This window comes from Shewanella sp. Sh95 (genome assembly GCF_001308045.1).
In the GTDB taxonomy this organism is placed as follows: Bacteria; Pseudomonadota; Gammaproteobacteria; order Enterobacterales; family Shewanellaceae; genus Shewanella; species Shewanella xiamenensis.
Map to the genome: position 1 here is coordinate 18,007 of NZ_LGYY01000210.1, position 24,351 is coordinate 42,357.

The following is a 24,351-nucleotide window of genomic DNA, read 5'->3' on the forward strand; positions in this document are numbered from 1 at the left end:
ATGGTGTTTGATTACTCTTTTAACCAACGGCCAGGATGATCGGTAAAGTAACGGTACTCACGCTCTGGCGCTTGGCACTGAGGCTTAAGTTCCGCAGCGGATAACAAAATCCACTCGTCACGGTGGGCAATCCCCATACTCTTACCGCCTTTAATATCGAAACAACTCAGCTCGGCACCGCTAGGTGCTAGCACATAACGCTGTTTGTTCTCCAGCATCCATTGCCACGCGTTACGCTCCTGCTCTTCTACTGGCGCGAGATAACTAAAATGCGTCACACTCATGGGCGAGAACAGAATAAATTGCTCTTTAAAGTTTACTAACCCAAGCTCGGCATCCTCACCTATCACTTCGGCGGTATGTAGCATCAGGCTTCTGGGGGTGCGCATTTCATCAAGCATAGCGTAACCCCAAGTGCTCACCAGCACCCAGCCCAAGGCTGAAACTAACCCCACTTTCACCAGTGCAAACTGACGACGCGCCAGCCACAGCAAGGCACACCAAAGCACCCCGAGCAAAATAAATAAGTAACTAATGCTAGTGAGATCATCGGTATAATCCGCCAGCGCTTTGACAAGTGCAGGGTGATGGATAAATGCCAGCACGCCGGCCACTAACACGAGCGAGCCCAAGAACCACAGCACACCAGTGACTAGTTTTTCAAACCAAGCTTTAGGTGAAACACCCGTTAATACCGCCGACGCCGCGAGGGCCAGCATAGGTAATGCGGGCAGAATATACACGTTGCGCTTGCCCGGGCTGATACTGAAAAACAGCACCACGAGCCCGACCCAAATCAGCAGAATCACGATGGTGGGATCGGCCTTCACCTTTTGCAGCCACTGTTTCCAATAGGCGACCACCAGCAACGAAATCGGGAACCACATCCAAGGGATCACGCTCAGCACGAAGAAATACCAAGGCTTGATATGGTGCCAAGCATTGACGTAACGCTCGCCCGTTTGCTTAAACAAAATGTTATTTTGATAGGCCACCATCTCGGGCGTGCCATGGGCTTGAACCGTCATCACCATAGGCACTAACCAACAGGCAATCACGGCCAACATGGCCAACGGCCCCGCTAGGCACAGCCAAGTTAAACGCCCCTCAAAACGGGTCCTATCTTTAAAGGCGTAAATCCCAATTGGAATGAGCAACAATAGGGGTAAGAAACCAACCCCTTTAGTGATCACCCCAAGCCCCATAAATGCCCAGCCAATAAAATACCAATGCCACTTAGGCCCAAGCATAAAATGCCTGATTAATCCGTAACATCCCACGGTTATCCAGCACATCACCATGGCATCTATCTGGGCATTTTTCGCCTGCATCAAAAACTGCGGCACGATGAGGAGCAACAGTGCAGCGTTGCGGCCAACCCGCACATTCCACAATCTGGCGCCCAGATCATAGACAAGGAATACCGTCAGCAAACCACAGAGGGCATTAGGGAGTAAGAAGGAGAGTTTTAACGACCCCGTGAGTTGATAAAACAGGGCGATGGCCCACATAAACACTGGCGGCTTATCGGGATAATATTCCCCGCCCCGGGTAGGGAATAACCATTGACCCGAGGCAACCATTTCCCGCGCGACCTCAACAAACCGTGGCTCGTCGGCGGGCCAAGGAGAGCGAAAACCTATGCCAACCAGTAAGATCAACAAACTCATCAACATTAGCGGCCAGAGTACTTGGTAATAATCTTCGCTATTGAAACGACGATTCAATGCATCCATTCCTAATCCCTATTTAGTTTTCCAATTCATCCACCTGCTTGCGCAGGCTCGAACGATAAAGGTAAGCGCCGATAAGACTCGAGATAATAAACAGCCCGATACTGATCCCTAGTTGGTTATGATCAGACAAGCCAATGCCCGCGCCCGCAAAACTGAATATCAGCATCTGCGGCAAATAACCCAGCACGCTGCCAAACATAAATCCCCCTGCAGGAATATGTGTCGCCCCTGCAAACAGATTCGTCAGCAGATTGCTCCCCACGGGCAACAGACGGATCATTAAGACTTTTAACCAAGTCCGATGAAGGATCAGCGCCTCAAACTTTTGTAAACGATTGCCAAAACGTCGTTGCAGGCTGCTTCGAATGGTTAATCTCGCGGTATAAAACGCCAGCACACAACCCAGCAATGCCGCTAAGGTGGAAAATAGACCGCCATAGATACCGCCGAGGGCAAAGCCAAATACAAAGGCGATCACCTGCCTCGGCCCTCCGACAGCGGTAAACAAGGCACCCACCATCAGCAATACCGCCAGCGCATAGACCCCTTGAGCGGCAATAAAGTGTGCCACCCAATTGCTATCGGTCACATGTTCGAATAACCCTTGCTGGGCCGCAAACATTAACACCAGCAAAATAAAGACGATAAAAATCGCCTTATAGAGTCGCTTCATCTTAATCGTGCCAGCTGGTTTCGCTACGGGCGACCTTAGCGATTTTCGCCCTGCGACCGAGCCACATGACGCCCATGATGTCGACAATCCCGACCCAGACCCGATTCCAAGCGGTATATTTAGACACGCCTACTTGGCGATCCCTATGATTAACCACAGAAATAAATACTTCGCCCCCCATGCGGCGCACCAGTGCTGGGATATATCTGTGCATATGGTCGAAGTAAGGCATACGTAGAAAGGTTTCACGGGGGAAGAGTTTTAGGCCGCATCCGGTATCGGGTACGCCATCGTGTAACAGTGCATCACGCACTTTATTGGCAAAGCGGGACTGGAAGCGCTTCCATGCCGTGTCCTTGCGGTTTTTGCGATAACCGGCAATACAAAAGTGTTCGGCATGAATTTGCGGCAATTGGGCCAACATGGCAGGAATATCCGCAGGGTCGTTTTGCCCATCGGCATCTAAGGTGACAATATATTTACCACGAGCATGTAAAACGCCAGTGGAGATAGCGGTACTCTGACCCGTACTGCGCTCGTGACGAATGGCTTTGGCATCGCATTGCATCACCTCGGCGGTGTGCATCACCTCACCAAAAGTGTCGTCCTGACTACCGTCGTCGACAACAAGAATTTCAAACTCAGTCACCCCTTGCAGGGCTTGGCATATTTCTTTCATTAATGGGCCAATATTGCCCACTTCATCTTTTGCGGGGATCACGACTGAAATCACATTAAGGCTCCAAGCTTAATAACCATGAGTACGGTAACATAGGATTGTGGCAAACAAAAATCTGTATCGATAGGATGTTATGAATTAAACAGTATGCAGGCCCAGCATTGTATACGGGTGAAAATCGAGAAAAGAGCACTTAATTTGGAACTGTGAATTTCATCGAAATGACATGTTTTATCTCCGCAGAAAATGCTAGTTTGGTAACAAAATGCCAAACTGTATAAAACCTATGAACATAGTTGTAGTTGGAATGGGCTATGTTGGCCTGTCGAACGCGGTTTTACTCGCCCAGCAAAACCATGTAGTAGCGATTGATTTGATGCCCGAGCGCATCGCGTTAGTTAATGCGCGTAAACCAACGGTCGCCGACAGTCTGATTGAAGAATATCTGCAGCATAAAACCTTAAATCTCTGTGCCACGACCGACAAAAACGCCGTTAAAGAAGCCGATTTTGTCATCATAGCGACTCCTACGGATTACGACCCACAAACCAACTACTTTAATACTCAGTCGGTAGAACGGGTCGCGAAGGAAGTACTCGCCCTGAATCCAGATACCACCATAGTCATCAAATCGACTGTGCCAGTGGGTTTTACCGAAGGGCTGAGAAACAAACTCAACAGTGACAATATCTTATTTTCGCCGGAGTTTTTGCGTGAAGGTAAGGCGCTTTACGATAACCTCCACCCCTCGCGCATCATAGTGGGTGAACGTTCCGAGCGTGCCCAAGCCTTTGCCGATCTGCTTGCCCGCGCCGCCATTAAGCAAGATATTCCAATTTTACTCACAGACAGCACTGAGGCTGAGGCGATTAAGTTGTTTGCCAACACTTTTTTAGCCATGCGCGTCGCCTACTTTAATGAGTTGGACACCTATGCGGAGAGCCGAGGGCTCAACACCCGCCAGATTATCGAAGGCGTATGTTTAGATCCGCGCATCGGCGATTACTATAACAATCCTTCCTTCGGTTATGGCGGTTACTGCCTGCCCAAGGACACTAAGCAATTGCTGGCCAACTATAACGATGTGCCTAACAATCTCATCAGCGCCATTGTCGATTCCAACACGACCCGCAAAGATTTTATCGCCAACGCTATTATCAGTAAGCAACCGAAGCGAGTGGGTATCTATCGCTTAATCATGAAATCCGACTCAGACAACTTCCGCGCCTCGGCGGTACAAGGTGTAATGAAACGTATAAAGGCCAAGGGCATCGAAGTCGTGGTCTATGAGCCCGTACTCAAGGAAGACGAGTTTTTTAACTCGAAAGTGATCCGCGATTTACTCGAATTTAAAGCCATGTGCGATGTGATTATTTCTAACCGTATGGCCAATGAACTCGAAGATGTCGCCGCTAAGGTGTACACCCGGGATCTGTTCCATCACGACTAAGCGTCCAAAATATAAAGGTTTACTATGAAATACTTGGTCACAGGCGCCGCCGGATTTATCGGCGCTAAAGTCAGTGAGCGCCTCTGCGCACAGGGCCATGAAGTTGTCGGTATCGATAACCTCAATGACTATTATGATGTTGGGCTAAAGCTAGCCCGACTGGCACCGCTCGAGGCCTTAAGCAATTTCCGTTTTATTAAACTGGACTTAGCCGACAGAGACGGCATAGCGGCATTGTTTGCAGAACAAGGTTTTCAACGGGTTATCCATCTCGCCGCGCAGGCAGGGGTGCGCTACTCCCTCGATAACCCCCTCGCCTATGCCGATAGCAATTTAGTTGGGCATCTCACCATTTTAGAGGGCTGTCGCCACCATAAGATTGAGCATCTAGTCTATGCCTCTTCATCCTCTGTGTATGGCTTGAATCAAAAGATGCCATTTTCGACCGAGGACAGTGTCGATCATCCGATATCCCTGTACGCGGCGACCAAGAAAGCCAACGAGTTAATGTCGCACACTTACTCGCATCTCTATCAGTTACCCACCACAGGCCTGCGCTTTTTTACTGTGTATGGCCCCTGGGGACGACCCGATATGGCCTTGTTTAAATTCACTAAAGCGATACTCGCCAGTGAAACGATTGATGTGTATAACCATGGCGATCTCAGCCGTGATTTCACCTATATCGACGATATCGTTGAGGGCATCATCAGGGTGCAAGACAAACCACCTCGCCCAACACCGGACTGGCGTGTAGAAACCGGTACACCGGCTAATAGCAGCGCACCCTATCGCGTATTCAATATCGGCAATGGCAGCCCAGTGCAATTGCTGGATTTTATTACCGCACTCGAAAGTGCACTCGGCATTGAAGCTAATAAACAATTCTTACCCATGCAGCCCGGTGATGTGCATTCCACCTGGGCAGATACCGAAGACCTGTTTAAGGCGGTGGGTTATAAACCCCAAGTGGATATCAATACTGGGGTGGGTAGATTTGTCGAGTGGTACCGCGCGTTTTATGCGAAGTCAGCTCTCTGAGAAAACAAAAAGGCCTGCTGATTTGCAGGCCTCTTTATTGGATTAGCGCTTAAAAACGGTATTCAAAACTGCTGAAGAAAGTCGCATTAGTATCGTTTTCTTGTACATCAAATTCCGATCTCGATACTGTACCGCCCAGACTCCACATGCCCTTCCACACCGGCATACGGTAAGAAAGTTCCAGCATCAACAAGTCTTCCTTCGGTGGCTGTGGCGCCCATGTGGTCGCCACATTGGTGCCGTCTTTATTCAACTTGGCATAACGCAGTAGCGAAGTAAAACCACGGCTGTTATGGAACTGACCAACCAAACCAAACACAAAGACTTGGGCATCGCTATCATAGGTCGAACCTAAAGCTCTGCCGTAGTAACGCGCTCCACTGAGGTAAACAGGATCTTCATAGAAGCAGTTAGGCTTGCCATCACACTCGACAAAGGTATCCGAGTATTCCATGAATAACTTGAATTGCTTACCCGATGTGCCGAAATGGGTATCTATCCCCCAGAGTGAGCCGCAATCGCTACCGTTTTCACAGCTATGCTCAAGGTACAAACCAACGGGAATATCCTGCCAAGTGTCGGCATAACGTAAATCGATGCTCTGGGTTCTATGGCCCGCGTCACGGCGTTGATCGGCCAAGCAAGAATCCGAACCGTCGATGCACACCGCATTGCTTGCCACCGAGTCCCACCAAGAATCGAAGTCGCAATTCTGCCCTTCACCACAAAATAGTGTTGACCAAGATAAGCCTATTTCTAGCTGCTGAAGGGGTTTGGCGGTGAAACGCATATCCCATTCAGCCATTTTAGGCACGGCACGCTCTTTTTCAGCCATGCTAAAACCGGTCTTGAAGGTCCAAGGCCCAATCCAAGATAACCATGGCGTTTCGAAGGCGGCGGCATTATTACGGCTGAGCGACAGTGACTGCATAGGGCGCGCATTGTTAGAGCGATGCAACGCCGAGTCAAATCCCGGCCCCCACCATTGCTCAACCGTACCTAAGGTCGCAATCCAGTTACCCATGATTACAGCAAAATAAGACTCATCGAGACGGAAGTTTTTGTTATCTTGCGGATCGTAGGTCTCAGCAACTGTGGTTTTATAGGCCACACGTGAGCCTAAGTATTCGTAGGAGGCTTTAGCCTCACCCTTTTCACGGTAGTCGGAGCCATAATGCTGGAAGCGAGCAGGATCGGTCGCACCCGAGAGTTTAACCCTAGCATTGCCGCGATTATCGACGGCATTTTGATAGTAAAAGTTAACTCGGGCAAAGGCTTGTACTAATCGGGGAGACAATAGCTCGGGTTCGACTTTTGCCAAGTCGCCACCAATTCCCGACCACATCAATGGAAAGGTATTCACAGGCACACGGATCACGCCCGCATCGGCCAGTGCTTGAATATCGGCTCTTAAATAAATGTCCGAGGCATCCACCCAAGGGGCGGCAGCAACGGAAGCAGAAAACAGTAAACCAGATGCAACGCTAGCAGCGAGGATAGAGGGGGTCAAAAAAGCCTTCATAACATCCTTTTCATTATCATCGCGAGGCCTGATGCCTCAAAGGTTTTATAGAAATTCTCAGCCTTATCAGGCTTTTGCGAGGTTAAGCTTGGCGGTCAACGCGCTTGCTACCTCTGGGTGAACAAACTGGCTCACATCACCGCCATGCAGCGCGACTTCCTTCACTAAGGTGGAAGAAATAAAGGAATTTTCTTCGGCCGGTGTTAAAAACACGCTCTCAAGATCTGGGCTTAATCTACGATTCATATTGGCCAATTGGAACTCATACTCAAAGTCGGAAACCGCCCGCAAACCACGCACCAGCACACTCGCACGCTGTTCCTTGGCAAAATCCACCAGCAGGCCCGAAAAACCAACCACTTCCACATTATCCAAATGGGCTGTGACGCGGTTTACCAGCTCAACGCGCTCCTCAAGGGTAAACCTTGGCTGCTTAGATGGATTGGCCGCAATGCCAATAATCACATGCTTAAACAACTTAGCCGCACGCTCAATCAAATCGGCATGACCATTGGTAATGGGATCGAATGTCCCAGGATAAATCGCTCTTGTATGCACTTTGCTGACTCAACTCAGATAGATACCCAAAAATCATTGCCGCCAGTCTACTCGTTTTAGCCACTTGAGTGAATCATCCCGATAAAAACCGCTGAAAATCCCGTTAAAAATTGAAATACTGGCAAGAATTCCTCGGATTAAGCCCATGTAAAGGCATGAACTGATATAATGCCGACTCGCTATATATTGGCTTAAGTAGGCAGCGGCTTTTCGTCCAACCTCGATGGATTGAAACCACACCACAACCGATTAAGTCCACGTAATCAGAGCACTTATATGAAAAAAATCGCCATTTTTTGCCACAACTTTTTCTCGAACGGCACAGTAAAAGTAGCACTCTCACAGGCCGAAGTGCTGCAGGAAGCCGGGCAAGATGTTCACCTCTTTGTGTTCCATAAAGAGGGGGATTTTATGCCGCCAGAAAATGTGACGATTCATTATCTTTATGAAGCTGGCCAAAAGCCAAGCCTACAGGAGCAAAGACAACGACTGCAGGCGAAGGTGGCCGAAGCGGAACAATCGGGTAAGTTCTCGCTATTTTTAAGTAACTCCACCGACTGCGATGTCGTTGTTTCCGGCTGCGATTTCGATCCCTGCTACTACTTTTGCCACTGCGCCCTTAAGCAAGAACTCTTGATGGAATTAAAGCGTGGCCCAGTGCATTTCTGGCGTCGCTGGAAAAAGGCCAAAGCACTGATTGGCAAAAAAATCATCACGGTTTCCAATGGTATTGCCGATGAGCTAAGGGCCACCTCTTGGCTAAAACCCCAAAGCGTGCAAACCATATACAACCCTTTTCGACTAGCAGAAATCAAACATAAGGCTCAAGATGTCATCGTAGGTATCCCCAACGAACCTTATATGATCCATGTAGGTAGAGTCACTCGCCAGAAGCGTCATGATATTCTTTTTCAAGCATTAAAATTGATGCCTGAGGCTCCCAAATTAGTCTTACTCACAAATAGACCCGAACGCGCGAGAAAACTAGCCCAAAAATATGGTGTAGAGCACAGAATTATTACGCCGGGATTTCAACAAAACCCCTATCCATGGATGGCAAAGGCTGAGTTAATGTTGCTCAGTTCTGACTTTGAAGGATTCGGATTAGTCATTGTTGAATCGCTCATTTGCAAAACACCAGTAGTTAGCACTGATTGCCCTCACGGTCCCAATGAAATTCTCACAGGGCATTTAGCCCAATATCTCGTCCCGGTTCGCCAACCTGCGCTGTTGGCACAAAAGGCACTGGAATGCTTGACCTCACCACCAGCTTTAGACAATCTAGACATATTAAAGGCCGTAGACAGCCAATATATAGCTGCACAATATATTGCACTGGGAAAGGATTCAAACTAAGAATTCCAATATAAATAGACACTACAGGATTTACGAACTAATGAGAGTTTTTATCATAAAAACTAAATAGTTCTCATAAGTTTTTTATAAGCAATGTATCGTAAAATACTATGCCCACGCCATGTAAGCAGGCCCTTGTTATCGAGATCTCTTAACTCTTCAGCAAAAGCTCGTAACATTTTAACTTTTTGATCCAATCCTGCTTGCTTACACTTTTTGAGTTGGTAGCTTAAAAGTGGTCGCATCATAGTATTCTTTATATGCCTTAATTCCTTGCTTCCTAAATTTTTTTGGTAAGTATCATAGATCGAATCAATTACTATGTGATAATCACGAATGAGCTTTGGCGTTGGTTTTTGTTGCGTTATCGATTTTTCATACTTAGTGTATAGATATAGGGGGGTAGGAATAATGATTGTCTTGGGGCGTCTTGCTAAAACGGAGAAACTGTAAGATATATCTTCATAATTTACCCCGGGAATAAAACAAAGCCCTTTAATTAGCTCCTTCTTATACAATTTATTCCATACTACTGAGCCAATTTTGTAAGGTTTTTTATTTTTATGGTATAGAGGCTCTGTGATTAATTTCAATTTTATTTTGTCAATCTCAAAAGTTTTATCCGGATTATCAAGCCCATCAGAATACACACTTTGCCAAACAACTAAATCTGCTTGATTATTTTTTGCAAAAAGGTGTGCTATTTCTAATGTTTGTGGCTGTATTGCATCATCTGGATCGATAAAGTAAATATAATCACCTCGCGCTACGTTTAAACCATTGTTACGAGCGATTGATACTCCTTGGTTATCCTGATTTATAACCCTAACCCTTGTATCAGATTTTTTATATCTATTTAAAATCACATCACAATTATCAGGTGAACCATCATTAACACAAATAACTTCAAAGTTTTTAAATGTTTGAGAAATAACACTATCCAAACATCTCTCTAAAAACTTCTCAACATTATAAACAGGGATAACAACAGAAATTACAGGCTGTATATTTGAAACTTCCATATTAACTTCAATCCTAAGGACGTACTCTCAATTATTCAAACGCTGTAAAATAGCATAAAAAAAATAAACTTTATAATAAATGACATGGTATACATGTTATTTATTATACCCCACCGCAAAATCAAACAAAAAACCAACAATTCAAGACAATTAATCAAACAATTTCCAATAGCCTAACTTGCGGCGCATTTTAAAGTGTCGCAGTAGGTTCAATGGCTTAGGTTTCAGCCAAGCGGTTCCCTTATCGATCAGAGCATCGGTTGCCGCGAGTACACGCTGGCTAGACAGACCATCTCCCGTGGGGTGGATTTGATTGCAATAATCATGGATATGCGCCATCAAATCATCGGGGCGGCTCAGCGCTCTCGTGAGTGCAGGTTCAATCTCTTCGACTCGGTTAATATCGATTAAATGCGCCTTCGGTGATTGATTTTTAAAGGTTACCACGGGCTTACGCTGCATTAAAAACATCAATAAAATCGAAGAAGTATCGCAGAGCATCACATCCCCCGCCTGCAAGAGCGGGATCACGTTGTCGGTTTCCACAAACTGGAGATTCTCATTTTCGAGAGTCTTGTATTGCTCAACAATACTTGGCTTCATCTTAGGATGGAATTGTACTAACCAGCGCCACTGGCTCTTTTGCGACAGGGCTTTAATCTGCTCGAATACCTCTGGCGCACAGGTCAAACTGGGGGAGAATGTCGAGCAAAACAGCACTACTGGCCGTGGATCATCGGGCTTAATGTAAGGATTATCTTTATTTTCAATAAATAAAGGATCGAGTGCTGGCCAGCCAGTTTCGGCCACAGTAAAGGTGCCGATTTTTTTCTCTAGCTCAAGGAAAGGTAGCGTTGTCGCCGGTCCTTGAGTGCAATACAGGTCAAAGCAATCGCGGATTTCGAAGTGATCTTCTCGCCCCTTATGATTCATTTTGCCCGCATTAAAACCGTGGAACACCCCCACTTTTACCCCAGGGATAAAACTTGGCACTACGTTACCAGGTACGAACACGGCATCGGGTTTCCATGCCTTAACGGCATCGATATCGGGTAAGCGTTTTTCATCCGCTTTAAGGAATTTGGGGTCGACTTCACGGCCTTCGAGGAACCAACACGCCTCATCGCCACGGGCCAGAATCACTTGCTGCAGAGGCCTTAGCATCGCATAGGAATAGTTCTGTGCTATGTAGAACAAATAACGTCTTTTATTTGATTTACGCGCTTCCACCGCTTTCTCCTCGGGTAAATTATTTCGCTAGCGCGAGATATTGTTCGGCAATCGCAGTCGCATCCACCTTAGCTAAAATCTCCACATTGTCGAGGGATGGCGGCTGGGCGACCACGGCGTCAATCATCTTGGCCAAGGCCGCAGGACTACGACGGGGCACAAGATAGGGAGCCAAATTGCCGGTCAAAATCTCATTCGGCCCATGTGGGCAATCGGTACTGACCACTGGCGTGCCGCAGGCTAAGGATTCGATTAATACCGTCGGCAATCCTTCGAAATCGGAACTCAGCACCAGTGCTTTCGCACGTTTGATCCAAGGAAAAGGATTACTCTGGAATCCAGGAATGATTAAGCGCTTCTCGATGCCGTATTTCTTCGCCGCTTTAATCGCCTTCTTGTGGTTATGGCATAACAGCACCACGGGTAGCTGATTTTGGGTCTGTTTAAGGGCTTCAAACAGCACATCGTGGCGCTTCTGCTTAGCAAAACGTCCCACGTGGATCAGATAGTCACCCTGAGGGATTTGCGGATTATCTTGCTGCGATTGAGCAACAATCTCATTAAATTCAAATGGATTGTAGATAGTTCGCATGGATGCCGGCTGCAATCGTCCCTTAGCTTGGATCTCTTTGGCTATGCCGTTGGACACAGTGATCAAATGCTGGCCATTGAGCGCTTTTTTCGCCCGCAGTTTCTTATAGTAGGCGAAGGGGCCTAACTTAAACTGACGACTCAATTCTTCTTCAACCGATGAATGCACAATCACATAGAGAGGTGTCACCCCAGTTTTGGTCATCATCAAGTTGGTTTTATCAAGATTGGATAAAAACAGATCGAACTTACCGACTCGGGACTCAATCTCGGCAATCTTTGCCCGTAACTTATCGACCGATGCCCCTAGGCGCCCGAAGTGATCATAATCTTTATCTTTGTCGGCAAAGCATTGATGAACAGGTAAATTGTCTGGCGTTTCGTAATAACGATTATCTTCCATGACCAAAAAATGCGGCTCATGCCCTAGGCTAATAAACTGCTTTGCCAAGGTAATCATGACCTTCTCGGCTCCACCACCCGCTAAACTGTCGATGGCTATGGCTATCCGCATGATTTTTCTCCTAAACGATAATCTAAAACTCAGGGTGACAGGCTAACAGTGGTTAACTGTGTGTCTGCTGAATAACCTGATCAAATTTCTCTATCACGGCTTCGACACTAATTAGCGCCATAAGGTGCTCGCCCTTGGCACGGGTGCCCCATTTCACCTCACCGCTTTGCTGTGAGGCGATGGCCTCTTGGTAAGCGCTCACCACATATTGCTGCGATAAATAAGGCCCAGTGCGGCCTGGGTTGGAATGGGCATATAAACCTATAACTGGCGTCCCTTGCGTGACCGCCATATGTGCAGGGCCCGTATCGGGCGCTAACACTAGGCTGGCGCGTTTCAGCAGAGCCAGTAATTGAGTCAAACTGGTTTTACCGACTAAGTTATCGAGTTTGGCAGAGCACGCATTGGCGATATCTTCAGCCAATGTCTTTTCAAGTGCCGTTGGGCCACCGCAGAGAATGACTCGATAACCCTTATTCACCGCATGTTGCGCCACGGCGGCATAGCGCTCGGGCAGCCAATTACGCTCTGCTTTGCTGGCGGCCGCACAAATCACTAATACCTTCTCGCCATCGGCAATCTGGCGCTGGGCAAATTCAGTATCCGCTTGAGGGACTGGAATATTCCAACGCGGGGTGATATCGCTAACGCCTATCGCCTTGGCGAATCCCATAAAGCCGTCCAGCACATGGGGCTCTGCTAAAGGTTCGACCCTATGATTGGTGACCAGCCATTGACCTTCTTTGGCGCGGGCACGGTCGAATCCGACCCGAACCTTTGCCGAAATAGCGAGGGATGCCAAGGTCGCACGCAGCGCCACTTGCATATGCAGCAGCACATCAAAACGGCGGCCTTTCAATGCCTTATGCAGATAAAAATAGCTACGCCAGCCTTGGGATTTATCGAAAATCACAAACTCAATGCCGGGCAAGTGCTTCAGCAACTGATATTCAAGTTTACCTATCACCCAAGTGATTTTGAGCTGGGGATATTGGCGCTGAATGGCCTGCACCATCGCCACAGCATGACAGACGTCACCGATAGCCGATAGCCTCAACAGGCAGAGAGAATTCATGGTGTTAATATCTAAACTCAAGCGAATAGCCCTTAAGGTTATTTGGCGCAAGCTGAGGATCTTAATGTAGAATGGCCGCAGGTGCCACGCTTAAGTCAACAAATCTCCCATGAACGCACAAATCAAAATCATAAATACTGCCAATGGCTATATGGCACTTTGCCAAGATACGCCAGAGGACATCACGCCGGCTTGGTTCTCGGTCGATTTTTGGCGCGAAAAAGCTGCAGTTGTGGGTTCATCCAAGGGCCGCTATACCACTTGGTTTGTAGCATTTGAGCACAGTCATTGGGTACTGCGACATTACTGGCGCGGCGGCCTGATGGAGAAATTCAGTAAGGATGCCTACTTCTATACCGGGCTTGAAAACACTCGCGCCATGGGTGAATTAAGGCTGCTTGACCTGCTTTACCGTGAGCAATTTGCGGTGCCTAAACCTATTGCCGCCAATGTTGTGCGTGATGGCTTATTTTACCGTGCCGACATTATTATTGAGCGGGTCGATGGCGCCGAAGACTTGGTCGCTAAGTTAACGAAAGACGCCATGGCTCCAGAGCAGTGGCAAGCTCTTGGCGCGACCATTGCCCAGTTTCATCGCCGCGGCGTTTACCATGCCGACTTAAACGCGAAAAATATTTTGTGGCAACCACAGCAAGCGGATGGCGTACAAGAACGTTTCTATCTAATTGATTTTGACCGAGGTGAAATCAAAACGCCCCATGCCCAATGGCAGAAGGCGAACCTTGATAGGTTGCTACGCTCCTTCAATAAAGAGCAAGGAAAACAGCCTACACTCGCCTTCACGCCCGCCGACTGGACAGCTCTGCTAGCGGGCTATCACTCAGTGCTCCCCAAAGCCTAATCACCTAAACGGCGTTAGGCTGTTTGGCGCGAGAGTAAGGATTCTGCGAGAGCAAACTGACGCTGCAAGGCGCCACGATTAGCCTCTACTACTGCAAGGCCTGCCTCAGCGGCTTGTTGGCGCAACGCAGGTTGTTCAAAATACTGAATTAAATTCTCACCCAACTCTTGGCTTGAACTCACTATCCGCAGGCCACCCGCATCTGCCAACATTTGGGTAATTTGGGCAAAGTCCCAATGATTCGGCCCCACCATCACAGGCACGCCCATGGCCACGGGTTCTAAGGGATTATGGCCACCATTTTCAATTAACGTCCCGCCCACAAAGGCTTGATCAGCAGCGCCATAGAAGGTTAACAATTCACCCATGGTATCGCCCACCAGCACCTGCGTCGTGGCGGTAATCGCTTGAGCCTCACTGCGGCGCACAAATTCAAAACCTTGGCTGGCAACGACATCGGCCACCGCCGCAAACTGTTCGGGATGACGCGGCGCAATCACCAATAACGCCTCAGGCCATTTAGCGAGCAGCTGCTTATGGGCGCTCAGCATGGCATCAAACTCACCGGGGTGAACACTCCCAGCCACCCACACGGGCGCCGCCTCTTTCCCCCAAGTCTGCCTTAGCTCTCGTGCTAGGGTTAATCGTTCAGGGGTGATAGTTAAATCAAACTTCAAACTGCCGCAAACAGTGACTCTCTCAGCAGGCACCCCAAGGTCGATAAACCGCTGCGCCTCGACTTGGGTCTGCACCGCAATCACATCTAAGCGTTGCAACATGGGGCGGCTTAATTGCGAACGCTTGGCATACTGCGCCGCCGATTTAGCCGACAGCCTAGCATTGGCGAGCATCAAGCGCACGCCGCGCTTAGCCGCCAGTGCCACCAGATTCGGCCACAACTCAGTTTCCATTATGATGCACCATTTAGGGGATAACTGGCACAGAAAGCGGTTCACGCACCAGGGCAAATCGAAGGGCAAATAACAGTGCTGCACTTGATCACCAAGGGCTTTACGCACCTCAGCAGAGCCAGTGGGACTGGTGGTAGTAACCGTAATGCTTAGCTCAGGGTGCGTTTGCATAATCAAACGGATCAAGGGAATAGCCGCGAGCGTTTCTCCCATCGACACCGAATGGATCAGTAAATCCGTCGGTTTAAGTTGGGCTAATCCGAAGCGTTCGCCCCAACGGCCACGATAGTCTGGACTTTTAATGGATCTAAAAGCCAAATAGACAATGAGTAGAGGGGATAAAAGATAAAGCAACACACTGTAAAAAAATCGATTCATAAAATCGTGCTGATGAGATTTTGCCTGTTGGATAACGGCAATGTTAGCATAATATACCCAAGCGACCTCAAGATACGAGTTCAAGCCTCTCGAAGTTGTTTGCGTATACCAATCCTATTGAATTTTTGTGCGTTGGGGCTTAATCAATAGGGTTTTAAATTAGGGATAATTTACCAGCAGTGTAGCGGTCGTTGGTTAGCCTTCTTTAGTCAATTTGCAGCGTTCACTAGCCACTTGGAAAACATATGAAAACCCGCGACAAAATTATTTACGCCAGCCTTGAGCTGTTCAATGAGCATGGCGAACGAAATATCACCACCAATCATATTGCCGCTCACCTAAATATGAGTCCCGGGAATCTTTATTACCACTTCCGTAATAAGGAAGATATTATTCAGTCGATCTTCAGTCTCTACGAGGCGCACCTTGAATCGGGGTTTCAACCCTATGAGGGCGAGCAAGTCAATGTAGAACAACTGATCGGCTATTTTGATGCGATGTTTTACACCCTGTGGCAATTCCGTTTTATGTACGCCAACTTGGCCGATATTCTGGCCCGTGATGAAGAATTAAAAAGCCGTTATTTACATGCCCAGCAGCAAGTATTAACCCGTTCAAGTCACGTGCTAGGTAAACTCAAGCAGGATGGTTTTTTAAATATTGATAACGATAAAATCACCCCACTTGCCGACACCATCAAGATGATTGTGAGTTTTTGGATTGGTTATCAGCTTACCCAGTCCAGCACTTCAACCATCACTAAAGGCATTCTGTACGAAGGTGTACTGCGGGTATTGATGATTTTTAAGGCCTACGCCACGCCAACCTCCCAAGCGACCTTCTGTCGTTTAGAGCAGCACTACCACGAGTTAGCGACCCAAGATTCGCTTTAATCGTCCGACGCCGTCGCATTTAGCGCTAAACTCAACAGGTTGAACGTGCTAAATGCGGGCTCAATTCATGCCGTTGGCGGTGATGCGACATACATGCCGACCATGTTGCACATTAGTTTTTATAATGTAACAACCCCTTTAGCCCTAAACTAATTTATCTAGCTAACCTGCATGAAAAAAAGGCTGTAGGCCGATAGAGTTTAGCGTTAGAATGCCGCAACTCCCAGAATCAGAATAAAGTTAACTAAGGAGATATCAGGTGGCCTCTACCTCATTCTACGCACAGATTAATCAACAGCTTGCGGATATCAAAGCCGAAGGTTTATATAAAAGCGAGCGTGTTATTGCCTCACCGCAACAAACAGCCATTCAAGTAAATAACCAAGAAGTTGTTAACTTTTGTGCCAACAACTATCTAGGCCTAGCCAGTCATCCTGAACTCATAAAAGCCGCCCAACAAGGCTTAGACAGTCATGGCTTTGGTATGGCGTCGGTCCGTTTTATTTGTGGAACCCAAGACATCCACAAACAGCTCGAAGCCAGCCTGAGTGAGTTCCTCGGCATGGAAGACACGATTCTGTACTCTTCTTGCTTCGACGCCAACGCGGGCCTGTTCGAAACCCTGTTAGATGCCGAAGATGCGATTATTTCCGACGCCTTAAACCATGCCTCTATTATCGATGGCGTGCGTTTATGTAAGGCCAAACGTTTCCGTTATGCTAACAACGATATGGCGGATTTAGAGACGCAACTGATCGCCGCAAAAGCAGCTGGCGCGCGCAATATTTTGATCGCCACCGACGGCGTATTCTCAATGGACGGCGTCATCGCCAACCTGCAAGGTGTGTGTGACTTAGCCGATAAATACGGTGCATTAGTGATGGTTGACGACTCACACGCCGTGGGCTTTGTTGGCCAAAACGGCCGTGGTTCACACGAACACTGCGGTGTGATGGGTCGAGTCGATATTATCACTGGCACCTTAGGCAAAGCCTTAGGCGGTGCATCGGGCGGTTTCACTTCAGGTAAAAAAGAAGTCATCGACTGGTTACGTCAACGCTCTCGCCCTTACCTATTCTCTAACTCATTGGCGCCTTCGATTGTAACTGCCTCTATCCATGTATTAGAGATGCTCAAATCGGGCCAAGCACTGCGTGAAGCGGTATGGGAAAACAGCCGTTACTTCCGCGAGAAAATGTCAGCGGCAGGCTTTACCTTAGGTGGTGCCGACCACGCAATTATCCCAGTGATGATTGGCGATGCCAAATTGGCGAGCGATTTCGCTAACCGCTTATTAGCAGAACATATTTACGTTATCGGCTTCTCATTCCCAGTCGTGCCAAAGGGACAAGCCCGTATCCGTACTCAAATGTCGGCGGCCCACACCCGTGAGCAACTCGACAAAGCAATTGAAGCCTTTACCCGTATTGCTAAAGAAATGGCGATTATTTAGGACCCTACAAAATGAAAGCACTAAGCAAGTTAAAAGCCGAAAAAGGCATTTGGTTAGTCGATGCGCCTAAACCTGAAATGGGCCATAACGATCTACTGATCAAGATTAAAAAGACCGCCATTTGTGGCACCGACATGCACATCTACAACTGGGACGAATGGTCACAAAAAACCATTCCTGTACCTATGGTGGTAGGTCACGAATATGTGGGTGAAGTGGTTGATATCGGACAAGAAGTTCGTGGCTTTAACATTGGTGACCGCGTTTCTGGCGAAGGCCATATCACCTGCGGCCACTGCCGTAACTGCCGCGCTGGTCGCACCCATTTATGCCGTAACACCTCAGGTGTGGGTGTAAACCGCGAAGGTTCATTTGCCGAATATTTGGTTATCCCGGCCTTTAACGCCTTCAAAATCCCCGATGATATCAGCGACGATTTAGCCTCTATCTTCGACCCATTCGGTAACGCAGTGCACACTGCGCTGTCATTCGATTTAGTGGGCGAAGACGTGTTAATCACTGGCGCGGGTCCTATAGGTATTATGGCGGCGGCCGTATGTCGCCACGTTGGTGCTCGCCATGTGGTCATTACCGACGTTAACGAATACCGCTTAGAGTTGGCCCGTAAAATGGGTGCTAGCCGCGCCGTTAACGTGGCTCAGGAAAACCTGAAAGACGTGATGAAAGAACTCGGCATGACCGAAGGGTTTGACGTGGGTCTAGAAATGTCTGGCGTACCTTCTGCCTTCCACGCCATGTTAGATACCATGAACCACGGCGGCAAAATCGCGATGCTCGGTATTCCAGGTGGCGAAATGGCGATTGATTGGAGCAAAGTGATCTTCAAGGGTCTGGTCATCAAAGGCATATACGGCCGTGAAATGTTCGAAACCTGGTACAAGATGGCAAGCTTGATCCAATCTGGCTTAGATATTTCGCCTATCATCACGCATCACTACAAGATTGATGATTTCCAAAAAGGCTTCGACGCTATGGGCTCAGGCCAATCCGGTAAAGTCATCCTCAGCTGGGATTAATTCTCTTAGCTATGCCAATCAAGGGGCTGTACACATGCAGCCCCATGTTGCACACTTATCCCATCGCTCATCCCTTTTCAGTTATTTCAGGTTTTATTATGTCTTCCTTTAAACACCTTAGCGTGAATCAATTAGTGCAAATGACCGAGTCAAAGCCAGTGCAAATCGTCGATATTCGCGATGGTCATAGCTTTAACAACGGCCACATTGATGGCGCATTTAATTTGAATAACGAGAATCTAGCGCACTTTATTAGCCAAGCGGATATGGACAGTCCTTTAGTGGTGGTTTGCTACCATGGCATCAGCAGCCAAAATGCCGCGCAATATCTGTGTGAGCAAGGGTTTGATGACGTTTATAGCCTAGATGGTGGCTTTAGCGCTTGGCATGAGGCCAATGCATGATTGAGATTGGCAGACTCCCCAACAGCAGAGCCGCGCAGGCCTTTGTCGATTACCTCAAAGGTGAACAGATAGACTGCCAAATTCAGCCATTGCCGCAGGGAGTCGCTATTCTGGTTATCCGCGATCAGGATGCCGAGCAAGCCCGTAAAGAATTTGCCCACTTTATCGCTCATCCTTACGATAACAAATACTTACAAGCCTCGTGGGAGCATGGTGATACCAATACTAAGCTCGACTATGGCGCTCCTTCTTTACAGCTATTCAGCCAATTTATCACAGGCGCAGGCCCAGTTACTCTTATCATCTTCGGCCTCTGTGTACTGATTTATGCTGCGATGAATTTAGGCTTCGCCAGCCCCGTTTACGAAGCACTCTCCTATTTTGGCGCGGTGCCTGACACCAGTGTTAGTCAATTCTGGCGTGTGTTTACCCCGAGCCTGATGCATTTTTCGGCCATGCATATCATCTTCAACTTACTCTGGTGGTGGTATTTGGGTGGCAAAATCGAGACTCGCATAGGCACAGCCCCACTGTTAATCCTGCTACTGGTCGCCGGTACTTTACCCAATGTCGTCCAATACTATGTTAGCGGCCCCAACTTTGGCGGGCTGTCGGGCGTAGTGTATGCCGTCGCCGGTTACACTTGGGTCATGGGGATCCGTAAACCCGCAGCAGGAATAGGTTTACCGCCCTCCTACATGGGATTTATGTTGATTTGGCTGGTGTTAGGCTTTACGGATTTCTTAGGTGTTTCAGTTGCGAATGGCGCCCATATTGGTGGGCTATTGATAGGTCTCGCCCAAGGCTGGCTTGATAGTCGCAGTAAAGCTACTCGCTAACTCACCGCGATTTCTTCCATATTCAGATACAAATGCAGGGTAAGCCTTAGAGTTTACCCTGCTGTGTTTAGGCGTAATTACTTGGCTAGTTCTAGCACTTTGGCGACCAGCTTCTCGATGCCAGAGTGTGCCTCAGCAATATTCCCCGCCAACATATAAGCGGGCGTACTAACAATCTTATTATCCTCATCCACCACGATATCATGCACAGTCGCCGCCTGATGATTGCCGCCCATCAGATTAAAGGCTGCCACCGTATCCACATCATTACCGATAGTGCCCTTAGCGCCGTGTCCATATAAACGCGGGATCATCATTGGCGCGATACAAATAAAGCCGACAGGCTTTTTCGCTAGAATAAATTCATTAATAAAATCAGTAACGAGTGGATTCACTTCACACTCACTGCCATTAGTGGCGAAGTTACACAGATTTTTCGCCGCCCCAAATCCGCCAGGGATAACCAGTGCATCGAAATCGGTAATATCGAGTTCGGTGGTTGCTTTTACTTCGCCACGGGCGATACGTGCCGATTCAACCAGCACATTTCGTGTCGCCGTCTTGTCCACTTCGCCCGTGAAGTGATTAACAACATGCATCTGATTGATATCAGGAGCAAAACATTGATATTGAGCACCCGCTTTCGACAGAGATAATAACGTTAAAACCGATTCATGGATCTCTGTTCCATCGAAAACACCGCACCCACTGAGCAATACTGCGATTTTTTTCATTATAAATATCCTTCTTATGTCATTTGGTTTTAACAAACTGTAAACAAAATGGTTGATCTGCTTAAAAATCATGCTAACTTAGTTCGTCGAATCTAAGGGTCGGTGAAAATTAACGCAGCCTTTAGGCATTTTACGGAGTCAAGAAAAAATCCACAAATCAGGAAGATTTTTCAAGAAACAGTATTGAACTCACACAAATATTTTAAAACCATAAAAATCAACAACTTAAAAATATCGCACCAAGCCGTAAACATCGCCATTATTCACAGTTGACTTTTTCACTCACAGAGTTATCCACAGGCTGAGAGTCAATTTGCCGTGGCTGAAATACCGTATCTGTGGCATGCTTACCGCCATCTAAGTCATCGATAAACGAAAATTACTTATGCCTACCATAGCCAATAACCCACTTGTCCTTGTGGATGGATCTTCTTATTTATATCGCGCCTATTATGCGCCTCCTCACCTGACAAACTCAAAGGGCGAAGCTACTGGTGCTGTTTATGGGGTAGTGAATATGCTCCGCAGCTTATTAAGCCGTTATCAACCTAGCCATATCGCTGTGGTGTTCGACGCTAAAGGCAAAACCTTCCGCAATGACTTATATGAAGAATACAAGGCGCATCGTCCCCCCATGCCGGATGACCTGCGCTCACAAATTGAACCACTACACCGTATTATTCGTGCCTTAGGCCTGCCCTTAATCTCCATTCCAGGTGTAGAAGCGGACGATGTTATCGGCACTATCGCTCGCCAAGCGAGCCGCGAAAACCGCGCTGTACTCATCAGCACTGGTGATAAAGACATGGCGCAGCTGGTTGATGAAAATATCACGCTGATCAACACCATGACAGATACCATCATGGGCCCTGAAGAAGTTGCGGCTAAATATGGTGTTGGCCCAGATAGAATTATCGATTTCTTGGCGTTGATGGGCGACAAGGCAGATAACATTCCCGGTTTACCCGGCGTAGGCGAAAAAACCGCATTAGCCATGCTCACGGGGGCGGGTAGTGTCGCCAATTTGCTTGCAGAGCCCGAAAAAGTCACCGAATTAGGCTTTAGGGGCGCAAAAACCATGGCGGCGAAGATCATCGACAATGCCGACATGCTAAAGCTGTCCTATGAGCTTGCCACCATTAAAACCGATGTTGAACTCGAACAAGATTGGCATGAGCTCACCGCCAAACCTGCTGATCGAGACGAACTGATCAAATGCTACGGCGAGATGGAGTTTAAACGCTGGCTTGCCGAAGTCTTAGATAATAAGGCGCCAACGACGGTCGCAGTAAAAGCTGAAACGACAGAGACCCAAGAAGAATCAGCGCCCAGCGTCACGATTGAAACCCAATACGATACGATTCTGACTGAAGCTCAGCTCGATGAATGGATTGCCAAACTCAAACAAGCGCCATTAATGGCCGTGGATACCGAGACCACCAGCCTCGACTATATGGTTGCTGAACTTGTTGGCATGTCCTTCGCAGTGGAAGCAGGAAAAGCCGCTTATCTGCCTTTAGCCCACGACTATGTTGGCGCACCTCAACAATTAGATAAGCAGACTGCACTCGAAAAACTTCGCCCCTTACTCGAAGATGCCAAGATCAAAAAAGTCGGTCAAAACCTGAAATATGACATCAGCGTATTAGCCAATGCAGGCATAAAACTCCAAGGCGTGGTATTCGACACTATGCTCGAATCCTATGTGTTTAACTCGATCGCCTCACGCCATGATATGGATGGGTTGGCGCTTAAATACCTAGGCCATAAAAATATCGCCTTTGAAGATATCGCCGGTAAAGGTGCTAAACAGCTAACCTTTAACCAAATTCCGTTGGAAACAGCAGCTCCCTATGCGGCGGAAGATGCCGATATTACGCTACGCCTACATCAACACCTGTGGCCAAGACTCGAAAAAGAAGCTGAATTAGCCTCAGTTTTTACCGATATTGAACTGCCGCTGATCCAAATTCTGTCCGATATTGAACGCCAAGGTGTGTTTATCGATAGTATGTTGCTTGGTCAACAGAGTGATGAACTTGCTCGTAAAATCGATGAGTTAGAAACTAAAGCTTATGATATTGCTGGTGAAAAATTCAATTTAAGTTCACCAAAGCAACTGCAAGTGCTGTTTTTTGAAAAGCTGGGTTATCCGGTTATCAAAAAGACGCCTAAGGGTGCACCCTCTACCGCGGAAGAAGTACTGGTTGAGTTGGCGCTAGATTTCCCTCTGCCTAAAGTGATCCTTGAACATAGAAGCCTAACCAAGTTAAAGAGTACTTACACCGACAAGCTCCCTCTAATGGTGAACGCGAAAACGGGTCGGGTACACACAAGCTACCATCAGGCCAACGCCGCAACGGGGCGTTTATCCTCGAGCGAACCTAACCTACAGAATATTCCTATCCGCACCGAGGAAGGTCGTCGTATTCGCCAAGCCTTTATTGCACCGCAGGGACGTAAGATTTTAGCCGCCGACTATTCGCAGATTGAATTGCGGATCATGGCGCATTTATCCCAAGATGCAGGCTTACTCAAAGCCTTCGCCGAAGGCAAAGACATTCACAGAGCCACCGCCGCCGAAGTATTTGGCACCGACTTTGACAGCGTAACCTCGGAGCAGCGTCGCCGCGCCAAAGCCGTTAACTTTGGCCTTATCTATGGTATGTCCGCCTTTGGATTGGCGCGTCAGCTCGACATCCCCCGCAACGAGGCACAAACCTATATAGATACTTACTTCGCCCGCTATCCTGGCGTATTAAGGTATATGGAAGAAACACGAGCCAGTGCAGCAGAGCTAGGCTATGTCTCTACGCTATTTGGTCGCCGTTTGTATTTACCCGAAATTCGCGACCGTAATGCAATGCGCCGCCAAGCAGCAGAAAGAGCCGCGATTAACGCCCCAATGCAAGGCACCGCGGCGGATATCATTAAAAAAGCCATGATCAGCATTGCCGATTGGATAAAAACTGATACCCAAGGTGAAATCGCCATGATCATGCAAGTGCACGACGAATTAGTGTTCGAAGTCGATGCCGATAAAGCTGAAAAACTCAAGCTCAAGGTATGTGAACTCATGGCAAAAGCGGCCAATCTGGATGTAGAACTCCTAGCCGAAGCGGGCATTGGTGATAACTGGGATCAAGCCCACTAGCATTTAAACTGTAGACTTTAGCTTCGAACCTCATTGCTAACACTTACTAAGGCTCATTCATTACAGGATGGGCCTTTGTATTTGGTGCGACTTTTCGGTGCCGCAAACTCGACGCTGCTGAGAACAAGATGACGTGCAGCCGTTTGCTAAGCCGAATACCTTGATGGCGAAACCGCCTCAAGGGCGGGAAGCAGCATTTAACTCTCCGTACAATGCACCCCGTCACTAATGCAATCTCC

21 protein-coding genes are annotated in these 24,351 nt (G+C 47.8%); 10 read left to right on the plus strand and 11 right to left on the minus strand.

Annotation, left to right across the window (positions count from 1 at the left end; genetic code table 11):
* Positions 1-11: 11 nt before the first annotated feature.
* From AEA42_RS15375 to AEA42_RS15385, 3 genes are read right to left on the minus strand one after another with little or no spacing between them, the layout of a single operon-like run.
* Positions 12-1,736 carry a glycosyltransferase family 39 protein gene (locus AEA42_RS15375; protein WP_055648186.1) on the minus strand — a complete coding sequence of 575 codons (1,725 nt, stop codon included), beginning with the start codon at positions 1,734-1,736 and terminating at the stop codon, positions 12-14.
* A gap of 13 nt (positions 1,737-1,749) precedes the next feature.
* Positions 1,750-2,409 (minus strand): VTT domain-containing protein, encoded by a 660-nt coding sequence (locus AEA42_RS15380; protein WP_055648187.1) that lies wholly within the window; start codon positions 2,407-2,409, stop codon positions 1,750-1,752.
* Between the two features lies 1 nt (position 2,410).
* Positions 2,411-3,142, minus strand: a complete 732-nt coding sequence (locus AEA42_RS15385; protein WP_011718796.1) for a glycosyltransferase family 2 protein — start codon at positions 3,140-3,142, stop codon at positions 2,411-2,413.
* A 232-nt stretch (positions 3,143-3,374) separates the two neighbouring features.
* Here AEA42_RS15385 and AEA42_RS15390 point away from each other — a divergent pair, with 232 nt between their 5' ends.
* Both AEA42_RS15390 and AEA42_RS15395 read left to right on the plus strand, forming a co-directional pair.
* Entirely contained in the window at positions 3,375-4,538 is a 1,164-nt protein-coding gene (locus AEA42_RS15390) for a nucleotide sugar dehydrogenase (protein WP_055648188.1), read from the plus strand.
* 24 nt (positions 4,539-4,562) lie between these two features.
* Positions 4,563-5,579, plus strand: a complete 1,017-nt coding sequence (locus AEA42_RS15395; RefSeq protein ID WP_055648189.1) for an NAD-dependent epimerase — start codon at positions 4,563-4,565, stop codon at positions 5,577-5,579.
* Between the two features lie 49 nt (positions 5,580-5,628).
* Here the strand turns inward: AEA42_RS15395 and AEA42_RS15400 are convergent, their stop codons facing one another.
* Both AEA42_RS15400 and coaD read right to left on the minus strand, forming a co-directional pair.
* Complete coding sequence (locus tag AEA42_RS15400; protein WP_055648190.1) at positions 5,629-7,101, minus strand: capsule assembly Wzi family protein; 1,473 nt, start codon at positions 7,099-7,101, stop codon at positions 5,629-5,631.
* Positions 7,102-7,167: 66 nt separating this feature from the next.
* On the minus strand, positions 7,168-7,659 hold the full coding sequence (gene coaD / locus AEA42_RS15405) for a pantetheine-phosphate adenylyltransferase (protein ID WP_011718800.1): 492 nt from the start codon (positions 7,657-7,659) through the stop codon (positions 7,168-7,170).
* 276 nt (positions 7,660-7,935) lie between these two features.
* Between coaD and AEA42_RS15410 the strand changes: the two genes are divergently transcribed.
* Positions 7,936-9,015, plus strand: a complete 1,080-nt coding sequence (locus AEA42_RS15410; RefSeq protein ID WP_055648191.1) for a glycosyltransferase — start codon at positions 7,936-7,938, stop codon at positions 9,013-9,015.
* Between the two features lie 62 nt (positions 9,016-9,077).
* On the opposite strand, the gene AEA42_RS15415 is transcribed toward AEA42_RS15410, so the two are convergent.
* From AEA42_RS15415 to AEA42_RS15430, 4 genes are all read right to left on the minus strand, one after another.
* Positions 9,078-10,037: a glycosyltransferase gene (locus AEA42_RS15415; protein ID WP_055648192.1), complete on the minus strand. Its 960-nt coding sequence runs from the start codon at positions 10,035-10,037 to the stop codon at positions 9,078-9,080.
* A gap of 150 nt (positions 10,038-10,187) precedes the next feature.
* Positions 10,188-11,267 carry a CDP-glycerol glycerophosphotransferase family protein gene (locus tag AEA42_RS15420; protein WP_055648193.1) on the minus strand — a complete coding sequence of 360 codons (1,080 nt, stop codon included), beginning with the start codon at positions 11,265-11,267 and terminating at the stop codon, positions 10,188-10,190.
* Positions 11,268-11,286: 19 nt separating this feature from the next.
* A complete protein-coding gene (locus AEA42_RS15425) occupies positions 11,287-12,372 on the minus strand; it encodes a glycosyltransferase (protein ID WP_055648194.1) in 1,086 nt (361 codons plus the stop codon).
* Between the two features lie 52 nt (positions 12,373-12,424).
* Positions 12,425-13,468 carry a glycosyltransferase family 9 protein gene (locus AEA42_RS15430; protein ID WP_055648195.1) on the minus strand — a complete coding sequence of 348 codons (1,044 nt, stop codon included), beginning with the start codon at positions 13,466-13,468 and terminating at the stop codon, positions 12,425-12,427.
* An 88-nt stretch (positions 13,469-13,556) separates the two neighbouring features.
* On the opposite strand from AEA42_RS15430, the gene AEA42_RS15435 reads away from it, so the two are divergent.
* The gene (locus AEA42_RS15435; protein WP_055648196.1) at positions 13,557-14,309 is read left to right on the plus strand and encodes a 3-deoxy-D-manno-octulosonic acid kinase; all 753 of its coding nucleotides are present in this window, start codon (positions 13,557-13,559) and stop codon (positions 14,307-14,309) included.
* A 14-nt stretch (positions 14,310-14,323) separates the two neighbouring features.
* On the opposite strand, the gene waaA is transcribed toward AEA42_RS15435, so the two are convergent.
* A complete protein-coding gene (gene waaA / locus AEA42_RS15440; RefSeq protein ID WP_055648208.1) occupies positions 14,324-15,598 on the minus strand; it encodes a lipid IV(A) 3-deoxy-D-manno-octulosonic acid transferase in 1,275 nt (424 codons plus the stop codon).
* Between the two features lie 245 nt (positions 15,599-15,843).
* Here waaA and AEA42_RS15445 point away from each other — a divergent pair, with 245 nt between their 5' ends.
* From AEA42_RS15445 to glpG, 5 genes are all read left to right on the plus strand, one after another.
* Positions 15,844-16,491: a TetR/AcrR family transcriptional regulator gene (locus AEA42_RS15445; protein ID WP_037424052.1), complete on the plus strand. Its 648-nt coding sequence runs from the start codon at positions 15,844-15,846 to the stop codon at positions 16,489-16,491.
* Between the two features lie 259 nt (positions 16,492-16,750).
* Positions 16,751-17,944 carry a glycine C-acetyltransferase gene (locus tag AEA42_RS15450; RefSeq protein WP_055648197.1) on the plus strand — a complete coding sequence of 398 codons (1,194 nt, stop codon included), beginning with the start codon at positions 16,751-16,753 and terminating at the stop codon, positions 17,942-17,944.
* 11 nt (positions 17,945-17,955) lie between these two features.
* A complete protein-coding gene (tdh, locus tag AEA42_RS15455; RefSeq protein WP_055648198.1) occupies positions 17,956-18,981 on the plus strand; it encodes an L-threonine 3-dehydrogenase in 1,026 nt (341 codons plus the stop codon).
* 98 nt (positions 18,982-19,079) lie between these two features.
* The gene (glpE, locus tag AEA42_RS15460) at positions 19,080-19,385 is read left to right on the plus strand and encodes a thiosulfate sulfurtransferase GlpE (RefSeq protein WP_037429864.1); all 306 of its coding nucleotides are present in this window, start codon (positions 19,080-19,082) and stop codon (positions 19,383-19,385) included.
* Complete coding sequence (glpG, locus tag AEA42_RS15465; RefSeq protein WP_055648199.1) at positions 19,382-20,224, plus strand: rhomboid family intramembrane serine protease GlpG; 843 nt, start codon at positions 19,382-19,384, stop codon at positions 20,222-20,224. The genes glpE and glpG overlap by 4 nt, the downstream gene beginning before the upstream one ends.
* Positions 20,225-20,301: 77 nt before the next feature.
* On the opposite strand, the gene elbB is transcribed toward glpG, so the two are convergent.
* A complete protein-coding gene (gene elbB, locus AEA42_RS15470) occupies positions 20,302-20,958 on the minus strand; it encodes an isoprenoid biosynthesis glyoxalase ElbB (RefSeq protein WP_055648200.1) in 657 nt (218 codons plus the stop codon).
* A 385-nt stretch (positions 20,959-21,343) separates the two neighbouring features.
* On the opposite strand from elbB, the gene polA reads away from it, so the two are divergent.
* Positions 21,344-24,112, plus strand: a complete 2,769-nt coding sequence (gene polA / locus AEA42_RS15475; RefSeq protein WP_055648201.1) for a DNA polymerase I — start codon at positions 21,344-21,346, stop codon at positions 24,110-24,112.
* Positions 24,113-24,351: the final 239 nt, after the last annotated feature.

Excerpts from the sequence above, each read along its gene's own strand:
- AEA42_RS15375 (WP_055648186.1), bottom strand. The coding sequence starts at position 1,736 with ATGGATGCATTGAATCGTCGTTTCAATAGCGAAGATTATTACCAAGTA.
- AEA42_RS15380 (WP_055648187.1), bottom strand. The coding sequence starts at position 2,409 with ATGAAGCGACTCTATAAGGCGATTTTTATCGTCTTTATTTTGCTGGTG.
- AEA42_RS15390 (WP_055648188.1), top strand. The coding sequence starts at position 3,375 with ATGAACATAGTTGTAGTTGGAATGGGCTATGTTGGCCTGTCGAACGCG.
- AEA42_RS15395 (WP_055648189.1), top strand. The coding sequence starts at position 4,563 with ATGAAATACTTGGTCACAGGCGCCGCCGGATTTATCGGCGCTAAAGTC.
- AEA42_RS15400 (WP_055648190.1), bottom strand. The coding sequence starts at position 7,101 with ATGAAGGCTTTTTTGACCCCCTCTATCCTCGCTGCTAGCGTTGCATCT.
- AEA42_RS15410 (WP_055648191.1), top strand. The coding sequence starts at position 7,936 with ATGAAAAAAATCGCCATTTTTTGCCACAACTTTTTCTCGAACGGCACA.
- AEA42_RS15415 (WP_055648192.1), bottom strand. The coding sequence starts at position 10,037 with ATGGAAGTTTCAAATATACAGCCTGTAATTTCTGTTGTTATCCCTGTT.
- AEA42_RS15425 (WP_055648194.1), bottom strand. The coding sequence starts at position 12,372 with ATGCGGATAGCCATAGCCATCGACAGTTTAGCGGGTGGTGGAGCCGAG.
- AEA42_RS15435 (WP_055648196.1), top strand. The coding sequence starts at position 13,557 with ATGAACGCACAAATCAAAATCATAAATACTGCCAATGGCTATATGGCA.
- waaA (WP_055648208.1), bottom strand. The coding sequence starts at position 15,598 with ATGAATCGATTTTTTTACAGTGTGTTGCTTTATCTTTTATCCCCTCTA.
- AEA42_RS15445 (WP_037424052.1), top strand. The coding sequence starts at position 15,844 with ATGAAAACCCGCGACAAAATTATTTACGCCAGCCTTGAGCTGTTCAAT.
- tdh (WP_055648198.1), top strand. The coding sequence starts at position 17,956 with ATGAAAGCACTAAGCAAGTTAAAAGCCGAAAAAGGCATTTGGTTAGTC.
- glpE (WP_037429864.1), top strand. The coding sequence starts at position 19,080 with ATGTCTTCCTTTAAACACCTTAGCGTGAATCAATTAGTGCAAATGACC.
- glpG (WP_055648199.1), top strand. The coding sequence starts at position 19,382 with ATGATTGAGATTGGCAGACTCCCCAACAGCAGAGCCGCGCAGGCCTTT.
- elbB (WP_055648200.1), bottom strand. The coding sequence starts at position 20,958 with ATGAAAAAAATCGCAGTATTGCTCAGTGGGTGCGGTGTTTTCGATGGA.
- polA (WP_055648201.1), top strand. The coding sequence starts at position 21,344 with ATGCCTACCATAGCCAATAACCCACTTGTCCTTGTGGATGGATCTTCT.